This is a genomic window from Arthrobacter sp. S39 (genome assembly GCF_004320525.1).
Lineage (GTDB): Bacteria > Actinomycetota > Actinomycetes > Actinomycetales > Micrococcaceae > Arthrobacter.
This window is the reverse complement of the sequence record NZ_SIHX01000004.1, coordinates 412,083-429,017: the sequence shown is the minus strand read 5'-3', so window position 1 is coordinate 429,017 and position 16,935 is coordinate 412,083. Positions and strand designations below refer to the sequence as shown.

The window sequence follows — 16,935 nt, the reverse complement described above, 5'->3', positions numbered from 1 at the left end:
CCGCTGCTGGGCTAGTGGCCGAAGGGATCCGGATCGACGCCGGGCATCCAGGTCAGGCCCGGAACGCCCCAGCCGCTCTTCTTGGCCTGCTTCATCGCCTTGCGGGCATAACGGTCCATGAGCCGGTTGACGTAGAGCTTTCCGTCGAGGTGGTCGTATTCGTGCTGGATCACCCGTGCGAACCATCCCGTGGCCTCAAATTCGACCGGCTGCCCATGGCCGTCGAAGCCCTGGACCCGGGCCCATTCGGCGCGCTTCAGCGGGTACTGGCCGCCGGGGAAAGAGAGGCAGCCCTCCTCTTCCTCATCAGGATCAGGAAGGGCGCCGGAAATCTTGGACAATGTCAGGACGGGGTTGACCAGGACGCCCGCGGGGGCAGCGCCGTCATCGTTGGCGAACTTGTAGACAAAGATCCGCTTGCCCACGCCGACCTGCGGCGCCGCGAGTCCCACGCCGTTGGCGGCGTCGTTGGTTTCGAACATGTCGGCAATCAGGGTCCGGAGTTCGTCGTCGAACACGTCCACTTCGGAGGCCCGGCGGTGCAGGACCGGTTCCCCCCAGATGGTGATTGGCATAACTGTCATCTTCGGCATCCCTTCGGCGTGCGGCCCGGTCTCGGTTACCGGGCGTGGGACAAAAACAAAGGAGGCCGCACCGGATATCCGGTGCGGCCTTCTTTTTGGATGGGGTTTTCGTACCATCCTGTGAGGGTGAGCTACGGGGGTTGAACCCGCGACCTCCTGGACCACAACCAGGCGCTCTGCCAACTGAGCTAAGCCCACCATGTGCCTTGCTTGTTTACCGGCTGACCGGCTCCCTTGAAAGGCAACTCAAATAGCTTACCTGCTGTTCGGGGGTGCTTTTGCCACTTTTCCGGTTTTTGGCGAAAATTCCCTCAAACGTGGCGCAGATTACTTCCCGGGGACCGTTGCGTCGGCCTCCGAAGCGGCGGTGCCGGCGGCAATGCGCTTGGAGATGCCCTGAGCCGTTGCGCTGTCCGGCCCCGGCGCAGGAACGAACACCGCTTCGCGGTAGTAGCGGAGTTCGTCGATGGAGTCCTTGATGTCTCCGAGGGCGCGGTGGCCGCCTTTTTTGGCGGGGGACTGGAAATAGGCCCGGGCGAACCACCGGCGTGACAGTTCCTTGATGGTGCTCACATCGATCACGCGGTAATGCAGGTGTTCCACGACTGCCGGCATGTCCCGGGACAGGAAGACCCGGTCCGTGCCCACGGAGTTGCCGCCCAGCGGCGCCTTGCGGGGGTCCGGCACCCACTTTTCGATGTATTCCATGACGGCCGCCTCGGCCTCCTCCATGGTCTTGCCGTGCGGCAGTTCCTTCAGGAGCCCCGAGCGCGTGTGCATGTCGCGGACGAAGTCATTCATCTGCGCCAGTGCGGCGTCGTCCGGCTTGATCACCACGTCCACGCCATCGCCCAGGATGTTCAGTTCCGAATCCGTCACCAGGGCCGCCACCTCGATCAGGGCGTCGTTCTTGATGTCCAGGCCGGTCATTTCGCAGTCGATCCAGACGATGCGTTCATTAGATATAGGCACTTGACAAGCCTACCGTTTAGCTCCGTCCGGGCCGTCCGATGCTAGGATTTCGGAAACGCGGCGGTGAGTTTTCCGTCGTTGTACATGCCCCGTCCGGCCCGGTGAGGCCCGTCGGGTGGAAGCGCGCAATGCAAGAGATTGGACAATCCTGAGATGACGGCGCCTGTGCCTGCAGCGGGGGAGAAGGCCGCCACGATCCCTGTGCGGCCGGAGGCTGAGGTCGACAACGCACTGTCTCCTTTGATCGCCGGTTTCGTCGGTTCGGTCTTTATGATGATCGGCTCCCTGGGAGTGGGCTGGCTTGCTCCCGTCTCGGAACTGCGGCGGATGCCGCTCTTCATCTGGATGCGGACCGAGGCCATCGGGGTAGCGCTGTCCATCATCCTCCTGGCTGTCGGCGGCATGCTGCTGGTCCGGGCCTGGCTGCGGCTGGGTCAGCGCGTCCGGGTCTGGGGCCTTCAGGCGCGCAAGGCCACACTGCAGGCGGTGGTGGTGTGGGGCCTGCCCATGATGTTCACCGTGCCGCTGTTCAGCCGCGACGTGTATGCCTACATCGGCCAGGGCAGGCTGATGGTGGAAGGCTTCAATCCTTACGAAAACGGCATCTCGGCGCTGTCCAACTACTTCCAGCTCGGTGCCGACAAGATGTGGACCGAGGCCCCGGTCCCGTACGGCCAGCTGTTCCTCTGGATTGAGCAGTTTGTGGTCTGGTCCACCAACGTGCACCCCGAGGCCAGCGTGATGCTCTTCCGGCTGGCCGCACTCGTGGGCATCGTGCTGTGCATCATCTACGTCCCCAAGCTGGCGGAGCTCCACGGCGTGAACCCGCACCGGGCCCTCTGGCTCACTGCTGCCAATCCGCTGTTCCTCACCAACTTCATTGCCAGCGTGCACAACGACGCCCTGATGATCGGCCTGGCCCTGGCTGGCCTGTATTACTGCGCCACACGCCGGGTGGTGCTCGGCATCGTCCTGGTCACGCTCTCCATCTCGGTCAAGCCGATCACCATCGTCTTCCTGCCCTTCATCGGCCTGCTCTGGGCCGGGAAGGGCGCCAGCTGGCCACGGAAATTCCTGTACTGGGGACTCACCGCCGGCCTGAGCTTCGGACTCCTCTTTGCCATGAGCCGCGTCAACGGCTTCGGCTTCGGCTGGATCAATGGCCTGTCGGCCCCCGGCAGCATCTGGATCTGGTACGCACCGATCGGCCTGATGGGCCTCGTGGTGGCCTCCATCGCCAATGCGTTCAACCTCGACGGCTGGGGGCTCGCCAAATGGGTGTACGACGCCGGGAAGCTGCTTGCCGTGGGCATTGTCGCCTGGCAGATCTTCAAGGGAGACCACGACCGCCTCATGCGGCGCCTGACACTGGCGTTTGCTGCCATCGTCCTGCTGGCCCCCATGATCCAGTCCTGGTACGTGGTGTGGCTCATCCCGCTGTTCGCAGTCACCGGTATCCGTGATGACTGGCAGGTCAAAGCCCTCTACTTCATTGTTTCCTTCTTTATGGTCTACGCCATTTCGGACCAGCTGGAGGTCTTCCCCTACCTGCAGACCGAAGACCTGGGCCTGGCGCTTGCGCTGGCACGGAACGGTGCGGCCATCATCGCGCTGCTGTTCGCCCTGTACCTGATCTTCCTGGACCCGCGCACCAAACAGCTTTTCAGCAAGCCGGACCAGCCGGTCACCTCACGCCCCGTCATCTGACGGCAGATCCGCCTCGTCATCTGACGGCAGATTCCGCACGGCTTCGCGGCGGGAGAGCGGGCTGAGCCGTTCGCCGTACTCTGCGGCGAAGGTCCGAACCCATTCGGGGTCGGTTTTGCCAAACTCGCGCAATGCCCAGCCAATGGCCTTCCGGATGAAGAATTCAGGATCCGACAGGTTGGCTTCGATGACTTCCCGGAGCAGCCTGCGGTCGGTGTGGGCTTTGGCCTTGAGCTGGGCGGTGATCGAGGCCCTCCTGATCCAGAAGTCCGGGTCCGTGCTCCACCTTCCAAGGACCTCTGTCATGGCCGGCCGGTGCGCCAGAAGGAGGCCGCAGATCCGGTGTGCCACGCCGTCGACGAAGTCCCACCAGGCGCCGGTGCGGATGATTTCCTCGTACACCGGAAGCATCGCCAGGTCCTTGGCCGCCATTTTCAGGCCGGTGAGGTCTATCGCCGCGTAGCGTTCCTCCCGTACCGTGGCGTCACGCCAGAGCTCGAGCACCGTTGCCCGCAACTGTTCCGGGGAATCGAAGGGGTGGGCGGCGGCCGCAGCCATGGTCAGGCGCCGGACCTCGGGCACCCGGACGCCCAGCGACGGGACAGTCGATTTCATATAGGCCTGCGCGCCCGCGCCGCGTTCGGCGTCGGCCTGTTCTTCCAGCGCCGCACGGATCGCGGCCAGCAGCTCCCGGTTCACCATGCTGCAACTGTAGCCAGCCAACCATCCGGCCGCTTGCCGTGCAGCACCGCCGCGTCCGACCTAAAGTAGGAACACAGGGCAGGGATGGAGCAGGCCCCGCACCACGAACGCCGCCGCGAGCTACTGGAGGAATTTTCGGATGTCCATGATCAAGAGCCCGGAACAGATCGCCCTGATGCGTGAGGCAGGGCGCGTGGTGGCCAACACGCTGGCCGTTGTGCGTGAGGCGGCCGGCGTCGGCGTTTCCCTTCGCGAGCTGGACGCGCTCGCGGCCGAACACATTGCCAAGGCCGGAGCCACGCCTGCTTTCCTGGACTACCGCCCGCGGTGGGCCGCCGTCCCCTTTCCAGGCGTCATCTGCGCCAGCGTGAACGATGCCGTGGTGCACGGGATCCCGGACGGCTACCGGCTTCAGGACGGCGACCTCCTAAGCGTGGACTGCGGCGCATTCCTGCAGGGCTGGTGCGGAGACGCCGCCGTCAGCTTTGTTGTTGGGACGGCCGACCCGGTGGACCAGGCCCTCATCGACGCCACTGACGCCGCATTGGCCCGGGGCATCGATGCGGCCAGGATCGGCAATAAAATGGGCGATCTCGCGTACGCCATCGGCGGCGCAGCCCGCAGGGCGGGCTACGGGCTGCTCGCCGACCACGGAGGCCACGGCATCGGCCGCACCATGCACGCCGAGCCGCCCGTGCCCAACGACGGCCGGCCGGGACGGGGCATCAAACTGACGGAGGGGCTGGTCATCGCGATTGAACCCATGCTCATTCTGGGCGGCAAGGACGACTACTACCACGACGACGACGAATGGACCCTGCGGTCGGCCAATGGCCGCCGGGCTGCACACAGCGAGCACACGGTGGCCATCACGGCCGACGGCCCCGTGATCCTCACGCTCCCGTAACAAGTACCCCTGACGATCGGATGCGGTACGCTAGTTAGCGCTAACAACCAGCTGGAACGCAGAGGATCCACCATGTCGGGCACGGAACACAGCATCGCATTCGGGCCGTACTCGGCCATCATCACGGCGCGTGGAGGAGCTCTCCGCGAACTGCAATTCCAAGGTCGCCACCTGGTGGTCACCTTTGGGCCGGACGGCGAAATCCCCGACTACCGCGGGGTCATCTGCGCCCCGTGGCCCAACCGCCTGGCGGACGGCACCTACAGTTACGCCGGCCGGTCCTTCGGGGCGGCCCTGAACGAGCCCGAGCGCGGCACGGCCCTCCACGGCCTGCTGACCGGTGTCGAGTGGGAACTGCGCGGACACACTGCCGACTCCGTCACCCTCGCCGGAACCGTCGAAGCCGGCCAGGCCTATCCGGCCGGCCTTGACGTCGCCGTCACCTACAGCCTGTCTGCGGACGGGCTCAGTGCCACCGTGCTGACACGGAACACCGGCACCGAAACCGCACCCTACGGCGTCTGCCCCCACCCCTATCTTGTGGCCGGCTCCTCGCCGCTGGACGAGTGGACCCTGGAGCTTCCCGCCCGGGAGTTCCTGGCGGTGTCCGCCGAGCGGCTGCTGCCCGAAGGCATCCAGCCGGTGGATGGCCACGAGTTCGATTTCCGGACGCCCCGCCGTCTGGGCGCGGTCAAAATCGACCACGCCTTCACCGGCATCGTCCGCGGAGAAGGCGGCCTCGCGGCCGTCCGTGTCCTTGATCCAGCGGGAACCGGCGTTGAACTGGAATGGGACGCGAACTGGCCCTGGGTGCAGGTCCATACTGCTGACAAGCCAGCCGGCAAGGACCGGCTGGGACTGGCTGTGGAACCGATGACCTGCCCGCCGGACGCGTTCAACTCGGGAACGGACCTGGCGCACCTGGCGCCCGGGGAGTCGCACGAGGCCGGCTGGACCATCAGGGCACTCAGCTAACAGCGGCTCCGCGAAGGTCCAGGCGCACCACGGCCCGCCCGGGGACGGCGGAGCTGACCGCGTGGAATCCTGCGCGCAGGAACAGGTTCAGTGTGCCGTGGTACAGGTCGGCCGCTCCGGCCCGGGGCCTCAGGCCGCGGTCAACCGGGTAGCCTTCCGCAATGTCCGCGCCATGGAGCCTGGCATGGTCGACGGCGGCGCGCAGCAGGGCATCTGCCACGCCGCTGCGGCGGTGGCCGGGTGCAACCACAAAGCAGGTCACGGACCACACCTCGGCGGGTCGCCCGGATGCTGCGGCCCCGGCGCCGGTTGGAGCGGAGGGTTCCGCGAGCCGCAGGACCCGCGAACGGAGCACCCGCGGATAGCACGCCCGCGGTTCCACCGCGCACCAGCCCACCGGCTCACCGTCCAGGAAGGCGAGGACACCCGGGGAGGGGGAACCGCCGTCGAACTTTTCCTTCAGCTGTGCCTTGCGCGCGGACGGTTCCAGTGCGGAGTATTCAGGGCCGGTGAGGGCGAAGTACCGGCACCAGCAGCGCGACGGTTCCCCGGGCAGCCCAAACAGGCCCTCGACGTCGGGCCATTCCGCAGGTGCCGTCGTCAGGCCAGGGACAGGCTGGTGCTTCATGCGTACAGGTTAGTCCGCCTGGATGGACCCGCCGCGAAATGATTTACGGGGCAAGCGCATTCCCGCTACGCTGGACTGCGATCCCTCCCGGCCCGCAGGCTTTTGGGCCCCAGCAACGGAAAGAATGTCAATGACCTTTGGACAGCAGACGGAACTGGCGGACTGGAACCGGTCAGCGCTCACCCCCGGCCTATGCTCCGTGACGCTGCGGCACAGCAGTATTACGGACGTTGCCGCGATTGCTGCGGAGGCCGGCCTGGCCGGAATCGAGTGGGGGACAGATGTCCACATCCGTGACTCCGGCTCGGCGGACGAGGCGCGGGAGGCCACCCTGGATGCGGGAATGGCGGTCCTGTCCCTGGGCTCCTACTACCGGGCCGGAACCTTCGCCGATTTCGACGCCGTGGTGCAGCTGGCCGTCCGCCTGGAGGCGCCCCGGATCCGGGTCTGGGCAGGCGAACAAGGCTCGGCAGACACTGACCGCGACGGGCGCTTGGCCGTTGTCCAGGACGCACTGAGGATCGCGGAAATTGCCGGCGGACACGGAGTGGACCTTGCGTTCGAGTACCACGGCGGCACCCTCACGGATACGCCGGATTCCACGCTCGGGTTACTTCAGGAAGTCGGCCGGGACAACGTGGGGACGTACTGGCAGCCCGCCGTCGGCCTCACCGACCAGGCCGCCCTGGCGAGCCTGCGCCAGGTGCTTGACCATGTGACCGGCGTGCATTGCTTTTCCTGGTGGCCAGAGCACGAGCGGCTGGCACTCAGCGGCCGCAAGCAGCTCTGGCAGTCAGCGGCCGACATCCTGCGTGAGGCCGGCCGGCCCTTCGACATGATGCTTGAGTTCGTCGCAGACGACCTTCCGGAGAACGTCAGCCACGATGCCGACTTCCTCCATCACATAACGCTGGGCGAGGACTGAGTCCAGCCCCGCCGCGTCAGCCATGCCGCGCACAGTGATGTCCACTGATCCGGCCCCGGATCCCCCGTAGCCAGTCCCAGGCCGTGGCGGCCATGCGGGAAAACATGAAGTTCGGCCGGCACCCCGGCGCGGATGAGCGAGCCGGTGTAGGCAAGGCTGTGATGGACCGGCACGGCCGCATCATCAGCGGTGTGCCATACAAAGGCCGGGGGAGTGGCGGCGGTGACGTGGAGGTCTGCGGACACCTCACGCAGCAGGTCGTCCGACGGCGACGCGCCCAGCAGGTTGTCAACGCTCCCCTGGTGGACGTCCTCGGTGCAGGACACCACGGGATAGCAAAGCACCGTGAGGTCCGGGACGGCGGCCTGGACATCAAGCGCTGCATTTCCGGTTGCCACTGCCGTTGAGAGCGTGGCGGCGAGGTGGCCGCCGGCGGAAAATCCGAGGACTCCCACGCGGGTGGGGTCCACCGCCGGCCCGCTGCTTTCGCTGCGGATCTGCAGCATCGCCATTTTGGCGTCCTCAAGCGGTGCCGGATGGCGGTGCGGCGCAACCCGGTACCGGAGCACATAGGCGTGGATCCCCAGGGAGGCGAGCCATTCGGCAACCGGCTCAGCCTCGTGGTCAGCCTGGTGGCCGTAGCCTCCGCCCGGAAGCACCAGCACGGCAGGCCGTGGCCCGTCGGCGCGGGCGGGGACAGCTGTGAGGGAGACCGCCGCCACCGTCAGGAGGCCGTCTCGGTGCTGCGCCGCAGCGTCACCTGTCCGGTCACTGGAGGCGGTGTCCCGGCACCGTCTGCGGCGGCGGTGCCCGCGGCGCTGCGCGTGGCGATCCTGCCGATTTCCTCGAGGGGAAGGTGCACGGTGGAAAGTGCCGGGCGGAAATCCCGCAGCGTCTCGATGTCGTCGAAGCCGGCGATGGTGGCGTCGCGGGGTATGCGCAGCCCTTCGCTCCGGAGGGCCGCGGCAGCGCCGATGGCCATAACGTCGTTGACCGCGAAAATGCACAGTCCCTTGGAGCCGCCCCCGTTTCCGGTGGCCCCGACGCCGCCTGCTTCCGGGCGGGAGGCCTTGATGCGTGCGGCAAGGGTGAGTCCGGCCCCGAACCCGCCGGCGCGGTTGAAGGAACTGCGCAGGATTTCCGCCGGGGGGCGTCCCGCTTCGGCGAGACCCTGCTGGAATCCGCGGATCCGGTCATCGGAGGTGAAGAGTCCTTCCGGTCCGCCAATGATCACGAAATCGTCGTCCGCCCGGGAGGCGGAAAGTTCCGAGGCGAGGCTGGCGGCAAGTTCCTCATTGGGTACTTCCACCACGTGGTACCCGTCGGACACGGCGGCCCCCACCACAGGGTGGCCCACTACAGCCACCTGGCCGCCGTTGCGGCAATACCTGTCGAGTTCAGCGGCGAGGTCGGCGTTGCCGTCGGTGTCCTCGGTGCGGGACGAGCGGGAACCGGCGATCACGATCGAATCGGCCCGGCGGGCAGCGAAGGCGGCAACGGCTTCCTTTTCATCCCCGGGAGCGCCGGCCGTGGTGGCCAGCAGGACCATCCTGCCCTGTTCCCGGGCTGCTTCCTGGACGCCGCGGGCGATGGCGGCGAAGTAGGGGTCGGCGATGTCGTGGACGATCAGTCCGATCAGGCCGGAACTCGATTTGGCCAGCCCCTGGGCCTGGGCGTTGGGGATGTAACCCAGGGAGTCAGCAGCCTGCCGCACACGGTCCGCAATGTCCGGCCCGGGTTTCCGGGCGGAACCGTTCAGCACGCGCGAAGCCGTGGCGGGCGACACGCCGGCCAGCCGGGCCACCTCGGTGAGGGTACTTGCAGCCACGGGATCTCCTTTTTCAGCGGAACTTAGCGGAACTCAGTCGCCAACGGCGTTGACCACATTATGGCAGTTTTAGGGACTTGCCGGAAAGCGCTTGCCAATTTCCGCCCGATGGGTGCAGAATGGATGCAGTGGGAATGCGCTTTCCCAGACCAGCTTGAGTAACACTGCTCACTCACCGTGGAGGACACATGGGCTTCGAAACAAAGACGATCCGCATCGCCATGAACGGCATCACCGGCCGGATGGGTTACCGCCAGCACCTGCTGCGTTCCATCCTCCCCATCCGTGATGCCGGAGGCTTCACGCTGGAGGACGGCACCAAGGTCCAGATCGAACCGATCCTGGTGGGCCGCAACGAGGCCAAGATCCGCGAACTGGCGGAACTGCACAAGGTGGCGGAGTGGACCACCGACCTCGATTCGGTGATCAACGACCCCTCCGTGGACATCATCTTCGATGCCTCCATGACCAGCCTCCGTGCCGCCACCCTGAAGAAGGCCATGCTGGCCGGCAAGCACATCTTCACCGAAAAGCCCACGGCTGAAACGCTCGAAGAGGCCATCGAACTGGCCCGCATCGGCAAGGAAGCCGGCGTCACGGCCGGCGTTGTGCACGACAAGCTGTACCTGCCAGGCCTGGTCAAGTTGCGCCGCCTGGTTGACGAAGGCTTCTTCGGCCGCATCCTGTCCATCCGCGGCGAATTTGGCTACTGGGTCTTCGAAGGCGACGTCCAGGCCGCGCAGCGCCCGTCCTGGAACTACCGCAAGGAAGACGGCGGCGGAATGACCACGGACATGTTCTGCCACTGGAACTACGTCCTCGAAGGCATCATTGGCAAGGTCAAGAGCGTCAACGCCAAGACCGCCACCCATATCCCGGCACGCTGGGACGAGGCAGGCAAGGAGTACAAGGCCACCGCCGACGACGCCTCCTACGGCATCTTCGAGCTCGAAACCCCGGCCGGCGAGCCGGTCATCGGCCAAATCAACTCCTCCTGGGCAGTCCGCGTCTACCGCGACGAACTGGTCGAATTCCAGATCGACGGCACGCACGGCTCCGCCGTCGCTGGCCTGAACAAGTGCGTCGCCCAGCAGCGCGCCCACACCCCCAAGCCCGTCTGGAACCCCGACCTGCCCGTCACGGAATCCTTCCGCGACCAGTGGCAGGAAGTCCCCGCCAACGCCGAGCTGGATAACGGCTTCAAGCTGCAGTGGGAAGAATTCCTCCGCGACGTCGTCGCCGGCCGCGAACACCGCTTCGGCCTGCTCTCCGCCGCCCGCGGTGTCCAGCTCGCCGAACTTGGTCTGCAGTCCAACGACGAACGCCGCACCATCGACATCCCGGAGATCACGCTCTGATGACTTCCCTGATCCTTCCCTCCAACGACGGCGGCACCCGGGAGTACCGCCTCCAGGGCGGTGCGTCCTGGGCCCGCCCCACGGCACCGCTCACAGCCCGCCGTGCCTACGCTGCAGCGCACGTGATTCCCGAGGTCCTCGCGGACAACACGCCGGGCGCCCCGGCGCGCCTCGACTGGGACGCCACCATGGCCTACCGGCACGAACTCTGGTCCTACGGCCTGGGCGTGGCCGATGCCATGGACACCGCCCAGCGCGGCATGGGCCTTGACTGGGCCGCAACCCAGCAGCTCATCAAGCGCACCGGTGTGGAGGCCGCCTCGGTGGTCTCCTCCGGCAACGCCGCAACCGCCGGTAAAACCGTGCGGGACCTGGTCTCCTGCGGCGCCGGCACCGACCAGCTCGACATCGCCACCCTGCCCACGGGCGAGGCCGGACTCAACGCCGTCCTCGAGGCCTACCGCGAGCAGATCGCCGTTGTGTCCGAAGCCGGGCCCAAGGTCATCCTGATGGCCTCCCGGGCACTGGCCCGCGTGGCCACCGGTCCGGAAGACTACCTGAAGGTGTACTCCACCCTGCTCCAGGAAGTGGACCAGCCCGTGATCCTGCACTGGCTCGGGACCATGTTCGATCCCGCCCTGGCCGGCTACTGGGGTTCGGATGACGTCGCGGCGGCCACCGAGACGTTCCTCTCCCTCATCCGCGATAACGCGGACAAGGTGGACGGCGTTAAGGTCTCGTTGCTGGACGCAAGCCACGAAGTGGCCCTTCGTGCCGTCCTGCCCGAAGGCGTCCGCCTCTACACCGGCGACGACTTCAACTACCCGGAACTGATCGACGGCGACGGCAGCCACCACTCGGACGCCCTGCTGGGCATCTTCGCGGCCATCTACCCCGCGGCCTCCGTTGCCCTGCAGCACTACGACGCCGGCAACGCGGCGGAAGCGCGGGCCATCCTCGACTCCACCCGCGAACTGGGCAAGCACATCTTCAGTGCCCCCACGTTCTACTACAAGACCGGGATCGCCTTTATGTCCTGGCTCAACGGCAAGCAGCCCGGTTTCCAGATGGTCGGCGGACTGCACTCCGGCCGCTCCGTGGTGCACCTGGCCAAAACCTTCGAACTCGCCGACCAGGCCGGACTGCTGAAGGACCCGGCCCTGGCCGCGTTCCGGATGTCCGACTACCTGCGCATCAACGGAGTGGGAGTATGAGCGACTTCTCCCGCCTGGCGATCAACAGCGCCACCACCAAGAAGTGGACCCTCGCCCAGGTCGTCGAAGGCTGCGTCAACGCCGGCATCCCGTCGATCGGCCCCTGGCGGGACCGCGTTGAGGAAGCAGGACTGGAAAAGGCAGCCAAGCTGATCAAGGACGCCGGCCTCCGGGTTTCCTCGCTCTGCCGTGGCGGATTCCTGACAGCGGCTGACGCCGAAGGCCAGGCCGCCGCACTCGCGGACAACCGCGCGGCGATCCTCGAAGCCGCGACGCTGGACACCCGGGAACTCTTCCTGGTGGTCGGCGGCCTGGCTCCGGGGGAGAAGGACGTGGTGGCTGCCCGCAAGCGCGTCGCCGACCGCCTCGCCGACCTCGTTCCGTTCGCCTCCGAGAACGGGATCCGGCTCGTGCTCGAACCCCTGCACCCCATGTACGCCGCTGACCGTGCCCTGATCTCCACCCTGGGACAGGCCCTGGACCTCGCTGCCCCGTTCGACACGAAGGATGTTGGCGTCGCCGTCGACACCTTCCACGTCTGGTGGGATCCGGAGCTGAAGGCGCAGATCGAACGCGCGGGCCGGGAAGACCGGATCGCCTCCTACCAGGTGTGCGACTTCAACATGCCCATCGCCGCGGATCCGCTCCTGTCGCGCGGATACATGGGCGACGGCGTCATTGACTTCGCCACCATCGGCACCTGGGTCAGGGACGCCGGGTACACCGGCGACATCGAAGTCGAAATCTTCAATCAGGAGATCTGGGACACGGACGGCAACACCGTCCTTTCCACGGTCAAGGAGCGCTACGCGGAGCTGGTACTCCCGTACGCCTGACCTGATGCAGACCGCGGGCTCCTGCTAACGTCACGGCAGGAGCCTGCGCCCCACCAGTAAAAGGACCTGCACCGCCTTGGCGGTGCAGGTCCTTTTGCGTTGCTGTCCGGACTCAGGCGAGGTACGCGGCGGCGTGCCGGCGGTACCTGGCCAGGACGCCGCCGTCGGACGGTTCAGCCGGAAGATCCACACCGCTGAGGGCCCACTCCGGGAAGGACCCAGCCAGCACAGCGGCGGCCTGGCGGGCGGCGCCGTCGGCCACGTACTCGCCGGGCGTCGGCACAAAGGCGGGAAGGCCAAGGAGCTGGCTGGCTGCCAGCTGCACGGCCGGCGACTGTGCCCCGCCACCCACCAGGATGACGCGCCGGGCCTCCACGCCCTGAGCCTGAAGGGCTGCCAGGCCGTCGGCGAGGGAACAGACCACGCCTTCGACGGCGGCGCGCGCCAGGTTTTCGGGTGTGTAATTCGCCCGGGTGATGCCGTGCAGCGATCCGGCCGCGTCCGGAAGGTTGGGTGTCCGTTCCCCGTCGAAGTACGGAACGAGCGTCAAGCCGCCGGCTCCTGCCGGGGCCGCCAGCGCAAGCTCGTTGAATTCTTCCAGGCTGACATCCAGCAGCGCCGCCGTCGCATCGAACACCCGCGTCGCGTTGAGCGTGCAGGCAAGCGGCAGGTAATTGCCCGTGGCGTCTGCGAATCCCGCGACAAGACCTGACTCATCGGCCGCAGGGTTTGATGACACCGCAAACACGGTTCCGGAGGTGCCCAGCGAGAGGACCACATCGCCCACACCGGCGCCCACGCCCAGGGCGGCGGCGGCGTTGTCCCCGGCGCCAGGTCCGATGAGCAACCCTTCCGGGGTTTTCCCGGCGATGTCCAGCGGGCCGACGACGGCGGGAAGCCGGGGGACGTGGCCAAGGGACTTTTCGAGGGCGTCAGGAAGGTATTCGCCCGCGGCCGCGGAATAGTAGCCGGTACCGGAGGCGTCGGACCGGTCGGTCCGGAGTGCCGCCAGGCCTGCCTCGCCGCTGCCGGGGCCGAAGCCCGCCAGCCGCCACGAGAGCCAGTCGTGGGGGAGGCAGACGGCTGCGACGCGGGCTGCGTTGGCGGGTTCGTTTCCGGCGAGCCAGCGCAGCTTGGTGATGGTCAGCGAGGCAACAGGGACTGTTCCCGTGGCGCGGGACCAGTAGCGGGCACCCTCGGCGGAGTCGCCGTCGCCGGCCTCCCGGATCAGGTCCAGGGCGGCGGGAGCACTCCTGGTGTCGTTCCACAGCAGTGCCGGCCGGATGACGTCTCCGGTCCCGTCGAGGCAGACCATTCCGTGCTGCTGGCCGCCCACGGACACGGCGCTGACATCAGCGAGTCCGCCTGCCTGCGTGATGGCGGCCTTGAGGGCGTTCCACCAGTGCTCGGGGTGGACTTCGGTTCCGTCGGGGTGGCTGGCGCGTCCCTGGCGCACCAGCGCGCCGGTGTCCGCGTCGCGGATCACCACCTTGCAGGACTGGGTGGAGCTGTCGATTCCGGCAACGAGGGCCATATGGTTCCTTTGATGCGCCGGCGCCGCCGGATCGTGGATCCGGCGGCGCCGTGGTGCTGGTGGTTGGTTGCCTGCGGCCTAGCGTGCGTTGAGCAGGTGCTCGATGGCCAGCTGGTTGAGCCGCACGAAGGCGAAGGACCGCTCTGCGGCGGCATCGGCGTCGAACGTTTCGAAAGCCGATGCGTCAGCCAGCAGATCCGCGGTGGTCTCACCGGCGGCGAGCGTAGGTTCGCCGAGTTCGAACACGCCGGAGGTCTTCAGTGCTTCCTGGACCTCAGGGTCAGCGCGGAAGGCGAGCGCGCGTTCCTTGAGCAGGAGGTACATGGACATGTTGGACTTCGCGGATTCCCAGACGCCGTCGTAGCCGTCGGTGCGGGAGGGTTTGTAGTCGAAGTGGCGCGGGCCGTCGTATTTGGGGCCGCCGTTGGGGAAGCCGTTCTCGAGGAGGTCCACGGTGAAGAAGGCGCTGGTGAGGTCGCCGTGGCCGAAGACGAGGTCCTGGTCGTACTTGATGCCGCGCTGGCCGTTGAGGTCGATGTGGAAGAGCTTGCCTGCCCAGAGGGCCTGGGCGATGCCGTGGGTGAAGTTCAGGCCTGCCATCTGCTCGTGGCCGGTTTCGGGGTTGAGGCCCACGATGTCGCCGTGTTCGAGCTGGGCGATGAAAGCCAGCCCGTGACCGACAGTGGGCAGGAAGATGTCGCCGCGGGGCTCGTTGGGCTTGGGCTCGAGGGCGATCCGCAGGCCGTAGCCCTTGTCCTTGATGTAGGCGGCGGCGGTGTCGACGCCCTCCTTCATGCGGTCCAGCGCGGCGGACAGGTCCTTGGAACCGTCGTATTCGCTGCCTTCGCGGCCGCCCCACATCACGAACGTTTCAGCGCCGAGCTCCGCGGCGAGGTCGATGTTCTGCAGGACCTTGCTGAGGGCGAAACGGCGGACGGAGCGGTCGTTGGAGGTGAAGCCGCCGTCCTTGAAGACCGGGTGGCTGAACAGGTTGGTGGTGACCATGGGGGTTTTGAGGCCGGTCTCGGCCAGGGCTGCCTTGAAGTTCTTGAGGATCAACTCGCGTTCGGAGGCCGTGGCGTCGAACGGGACCAGGTCGTTGTCGTGGAAGGTGATGCCGTACGCGCCCAGTTCGCTGAGCTTGTGGACGGCTTCGACGGGGTCCAGCGGCTTCCTGGTGGCCACGCCGAAGGGGTCCGCTCCGGTCCAGCCGACGGTCCAGAGGCCGAAGGTGAACTTGTCGCCGGGTGTGGGCGTAAGAGTCATGATGCGTCCTTGCATTTCGGGGGAACCGTGGAACCCCTGGAGTTAGTTTATCGCTTGAACTATATAAGGGGGGATGAGCTATGGTCAATAGCACGAGCCTTCCCACGAGGCACGAACTTCGAAATGGAGGGCCGCATGGCCAGTTCAGCGCCTGCCGCCGGCGCCGCCGACGCCGGGACGCCGGGGAGCATGGGTGACGTCCGCCGCGGCAACCTGGCCCTGGTGCTCGGGCGCATTGCCCAGTCCGGGGCAGGGACGCACCTGACCCGGGCCCAGGTTGCTGCCGCCTCGGGGCTCACCAAGGCCTCTGTCTCGAGCCTGGTGCTGGATCTCCTCGATGCCGGCATCGTCAGGGAAATCGGGCTGAATCCGCAGGGGGAGCGCGGACGGCCGGGTGTGGGGCTTGAGCTCAATCCGGCCAGGGGCGTGATGGGCATGGAAATCAATGTCGACTACATCTCCGCGGGGGTAACGGACCTGGCCGGCAACCTGTTGCTCCACCAAACGCGGGAGCAGGACAACCGCATCGCCTCACCGGGCTCCGTGGCGGCGGCGCTGGCCGGCCTCGCAGCTGACCTCAGGGGCAACGCGGAGGCCCAGGGGGTCCGCATCCTCGGCGGCGGCCTGGCTGTTCCGGGACTCGTTGATGTCAAGACCGGCACGGTCATTACCGCTCCCAACCTCGGCTGGAGCGCCGAAGCTCTGGACCTGGATGCCTTGCTCCCCGGCGTGCCACTGGGCACTATACTCTTCAACGAAGCCAACGCGGCGGCCCTGGCGGAACTGCGGTACCGCCCGGACGGCGGTGCGGACTTCCTCTTTGTCTCCGGTGAGGTGGGCGTGGGCGGCGGGCTGGTGATCGGCTCCGAACTGTTCACCGGCCCCCACGGGCATGCCGGTGAACTGGGGCATGTTGTCGTCCTGCCTGACGGAGCGGCCTGTTCCTGCGGCGGCACGGGCTGCCTGGAAACGGTGGCAGGCCAGGACGCGATCTTCGCGGCCGCAGGAATTGCCACGCAGGCGGCACCCGCCGGGCCGGCAGATTCGGCGTCCCGTTCGGGCCCGGCGGCATCCGGTCCGTCCAGATCCGAGTGCCTGGCACAGTTGCTGTCAGCGCTCGCGGCCGGGGATGCCGATGCGCTCGCCGCCGTCACGCGGGCCGGCCGCTTCCTCGGGGTGGCCGTTGCCTCCACTGTCCGGTTGCTGAATATCTCCTCCGTGGTGCTGGGCGGACACTTTGCCATCCTGGGGGAGTGGATCATGCCCGCTCTTTCCGGGAGCCTGGAACGGTACGCCCCCGGGAAAGTCCTGCCCGGCAACATCAGCCTGTCCGGCGTGGGCCAGGCCGGAGCGCTGCTGGGCGCCGCCGGCAGCGTGGGCCGTTCGCTTGTGGAAGCCCCTCACCGCCTCCAGGTCCAGGCTCCGTAGGCGGGCCATCCGGGCTGCGGCAAATCTTGATCCAACACCCCGTCTTGTCCTTCGCGAACACTGAGCTTCGG

At 67.0% G+C, this 16,935-nt stretch carries 16 protein-coding genes and 1 tRNA gene; 8 read left to right on the top strand and 9 right to left on the bottom strand.

Annotated elements, in window-relative coordinates:
• Window positions 1-11: 11 nt before the first annotated feature.
• The 3 genes from def to orn form a co-directional block, all read right to left on the bottom strand.
• Window positions 12-584, bottom strand: a complete 573-nt coding sequence (gene def, locus EYS21_RS11050; protein ID WP_131133229.1) for a peptide deformylase — start codon at window positions 582-584, stop codon at window positions 12-14.
• 125 nt (window positions 585-709) lie between these two features.
• Window positions 710-782, bottom strand: a tRNA-His gene (locus EYS21_RS11045).
• Window positions 783-911: 129 nt separating this feature from the next.
• Window positions 912-1,514 (bottom strand): oligoribonuclease, encoded by a 603-nt coding sequence (gene orn, locus EYS21_RS11040; RefSeq protein ID WP_242633387.1) that lies wholly within the window; start codon window positions 1,512-1,514, stop codon window positions 912-914.
• Between the two features lie 195 nt (window positions 1,515-1,709).
• On the opposite strand from orn, the gene mptB reads away from it, so the two are divergent.
• Window positions 1,710-3,263, top strand: coding sequence for a polyprenol phosphomannose-dependent alpha 1,6 mannosyltransferase MptB (gene mptB / locus EYS21_RS11035; RefSeq protein WP_131133227.1), 1,554 nt, complete (start codon window positions 1,710-1,712; stop codon window positions 3,261-3,263).
• On the opposite strand, the gene EYS21_RS11030 is transcribed toward mptB, so the two are convergent.
• Window positions 3,246-3,965, bottom strand: a complete 720-nt coding sequence (locus EYS21_RS11030; protein WP_131133226.1) for a DNA alkylation repair protein — start codon at window positions 3,963-3,965, stop codon at window positions 3,246-3,248. The two genes, mptB and EYS21_RS11030, sit on opposite strands and share 18 nt — an antisense overlap.
• Before the next feature lie 139 nt (window positions 3,966-4,104).
• Between EYS21_RS11030 and map the strand changes: the two genes are divergently transcribed.
• Window positions 4,105-4,872 carry a type I methionyl aminopeptidase gene (gene map / locus EYS21_RS11025; RefSeq protein ID WP_131133225.1) on the top strand — a complete coding sequence of 256 codons (768 nt, stop codon included), beginning with the start codon at window positions 4,105-4,107 and terminating at the stop codon, window positions 4,870-4,872.
• A 72-nt stretch (window positions 4,873-4,944) separates the two neighbouring features.
• On the top strand, window positions 4,945-5,847 hold the full coding sequence (locus EYS21_RS11020) for an aldose 1-epimerase family protein (RefSeq protein ID WP_131133224.1): 903 nt from the start codon (window positions 4,945-4,947) through the stop codon (window positions 5,845-5,847).
• Here EYS21_RS11020 and EYS21_RS11015 read toward each other — a convergent pair.
• On the bottom strand, window positions 5,840-6,475 hold the full coding sequence (locus tag EYS21_RS11015) for a GNAT family N-acetyltransferase (protein WP_131133223.1): 636 nt from the start codon (window positions 6,473-6,475) through the stop codon (window positions 5,840-5,842). The two genes, EYS21_RS11020 and EYS21_RS11015, sit on opposite strands and share 8 nt — an antisense overlap.
• 130 nt (window positions 6,476-6,605) lie before the next feature.
• On the opposite strand from EYS21_RS11015, the gene EYS21_RS11010 reads away from it, so the two are divergent.
• On the top strand, window positions 6,606-7,400 hold the full coding sequence (locus EYS21_RS11010; protein WP_131133222.1) for a TIM barrel protein: 795 nt from the start codon (window positions 6,606-6,608) through the stop codon (window positions 7,398-7,400).
• Here the strand turns inward: EYS21_RS11010 and EYS21_RS11005 are convergent.
• Entirely contained in the window at window positions 7,376-8,122 is a 747-nt protein-coding gene (locus EYS21_RS11005; RefSeq protein WP_131133221.1) for an alpha/beta hydrolase, read from the bottom strand. The genes EYS21_RS11010 and EYS21_RS11005 overlap by 25 nt on opposite strands.
• 2 nt (window positions 8,123-8,124) lie before the next feature.
• Complete coding sequence (locus tag EYS21_RS11000) at window positions 8,125-9,228, bottom strand: LacI family DNA-binding transcriptional regulator (RefSeq protein WP_131133220.1); 1,104 nt, start codon at window positions 9,226-9,228, stop codon at window positions 8,125-8,127.
• Between the two features lie 188 nt (window positions 9,229-9,416).
• Between EYS21_RS11000 and EYS21_RS10995 the strand changes: the two genes are divergently transcribed.
• The 3 genes from EYS21_RS10995 to EYS21_RS10985 are packed head-to-tail and all read left to right on the top strand — an operon-like array spanning window position 9,417 to window position 12,636.
• Window positions 9,417-10,586, top strand: a complete 1,170-nt coding sequence (locus EYS21_RS10995) for a Gfo/Idh/MocA family oxidoreductase (protein ID WP_131133219.1) — start codon at window positions 9,417-9,419, stop codon at window positions 10,584-10,586.
• On the top strand, window positions 10,586-11,800 hold the full coding sequence (locus EYS21_RS10990; protein ID WP_131133218.1) for a dihydrodipicolinate synthase family protein: 1,215 nt from the start codon (window positions 10,586-10,588) through the stop codon (window positions 11,798-11,800). The genes EYS21_RS10995 and EYS21_RS10990 overlap by 1 nt, the downstream gene beginning before the upstream one ends.
• Complete coding sequence (locus tag EYS21_RS10985) at window positions 11,797-12,636, top strand: sugar phosphate isomerase/epimerase family protein (protein WP_131133217.1); 840 nt, start codon at window positions 11,797-11,799, stop codon at window positions 12,634-12,636. The genes EYS21_RS10990 and EYS21_RS10985 overlap by 4 nt, the downstream gene beginning before the upstream one ends.
• A gap of 112 nt (window positions 12,637-12,748) precedes the next feature.
• Here the strand turns inward: EYS21_RS10985 and EYS21_RS10980 are convergent, their stop codons facing one another.
• Together EYS21_RS10980 and xylA are read right to left on the bottom strand one after the other, a co-directional pair.
• On the bottom strand, window positions 12,749-14,170 hold the full coding sequence (locus tag EYS21_RS10980; protein WP_131133216.1) for an FGGY family carbohydrate kinase: 1,422 nt from the start codon (window positions 14,168-14,170) through the stop codon (window positions 12,749-12,751).
• 78 nt (window positions 14,171-14,248) lie between these two features.
• Window positions 14,249-15,436, bottom strand: a complete 1,188-nt coding sequence (xylA, locus tag EYS21_RS10975) for a xylose isomerase (protein WP_131133215.1) — start codon at window positions 15,434-15,436, stop codon at window positions 14,249-14,251.
• A gap of 135 nt (window positions 15,437-15,571) precedes the next feature.
• On the opposite strand from xylA, the gene EYS21_RS10970 reads away from it, so the two are divergent.
• A complete protein-coding gene (locus EYS21_RS10970) occupies window positions 15,572-16,864 on the top strand; it encodes an ROK family protein (RefSeq protein ID WP_242633373.1) in 1,293 nt (430 codons plus the stop codon).
• Window positions 16,865-16,935: the final 71 nt, after the last annotated feature.

Bases quoted from the DNA above. Each gene is read 5' to 3' on its own strand.
- map (WP_131133225.1), top strand. From the start codon at position 4,105: ATGTCCATGATCAAGAGCCCGGAACAGATCGCCCTGATGCGTGAGGCA.
- EYS21_RS11020 (WP_131133224.1), top strand. From the start codon at position 4,945: ATGTCGGGCACGGAACACAGCATCGCATTCGGGCCGTACTCGGCCATC.
- EYS21_RS10995 (WP_131133219.1), top strand. From the start codon at position 9,417: ATGGGCTTCGAAACAAAGACGATCCGCATCGCCATGAACGGCATCACC.
- EYS21_RS10990 (WP_131133218.1), top strand. From the start codon at position 10,586: ATGACTTCCCTGATCCTTCCCTCCAACGACGGCGGCACCCGGGAGTAC.
- EYS21_RS11010 (WP_131133222.1), top strand. From the start codon at position 6,606: ATGACCTTTGGACAGCAGACGGAACTGGCGGACTGGAACCGGTCAGCG.
- EYS21_RS11030 (WP_131133226.1), bottom strand. From the start codon at position 3,965: ATGGTGAACCGGGAGCTGCTGGCCGCGATCCGTGCGGCGCTGGAAGAA.
- EYS21_RS10970 (WP_242633373.1), top strand. From the start codon at position 15,572: ATGGCCAGTTCAGCGCCTGCCGCCGGCGCCGCCGACGCCGGGACGCCG.
- mptB (WP_131133227.1), top strand. From the start codon at position 1,710: ATGACGGCGCCTGTGCCTGCAGCGGGGGAGAAGGCCGCCACGATCCCT.
- EYS21_RS11015 (WP_131133223.1), bottom strand. From the start codon at position 6,475: ATGAAGCACCAGCCTGTCCCTGGCCTGACGACGGCACCTGCGGAATGG.
- EYS21_RS10980 (WP_131133216.1), bottom strand. From the start codon at position 14,170: ATGGCCCTCGTTGCCGGAATCGACAGCTCCACCCAGTCCTGCAAGGTG.
- def (WP_131133229.1), bottom strand. From the start codon at position 584: ATGACAGTTATGCCAATCACCATCTGGGGGGAACCGGTCCTGCACCGC.
- EYS21_RS10985 (WP_131133217.1), top strand. From the start codon at position 11,797: ATGAGCGACTTCTCCCGCCTGGCGATCAACAGCGCCACCACCAAGAAG.
- orn (WP_242633387.1), bottom strand. From the start codon at position 1,514: ATGACCGGCCTGGACATCAAGAACGACGCCCTGATCGAGGTGGCGGCC.
- xylA (WP_131133215.1), bottom strand. From the start codon at position 15,436: ATGACTCTTACGCCCACACCCGGCGACAAGTTCACCTTCGGCCTCTGG.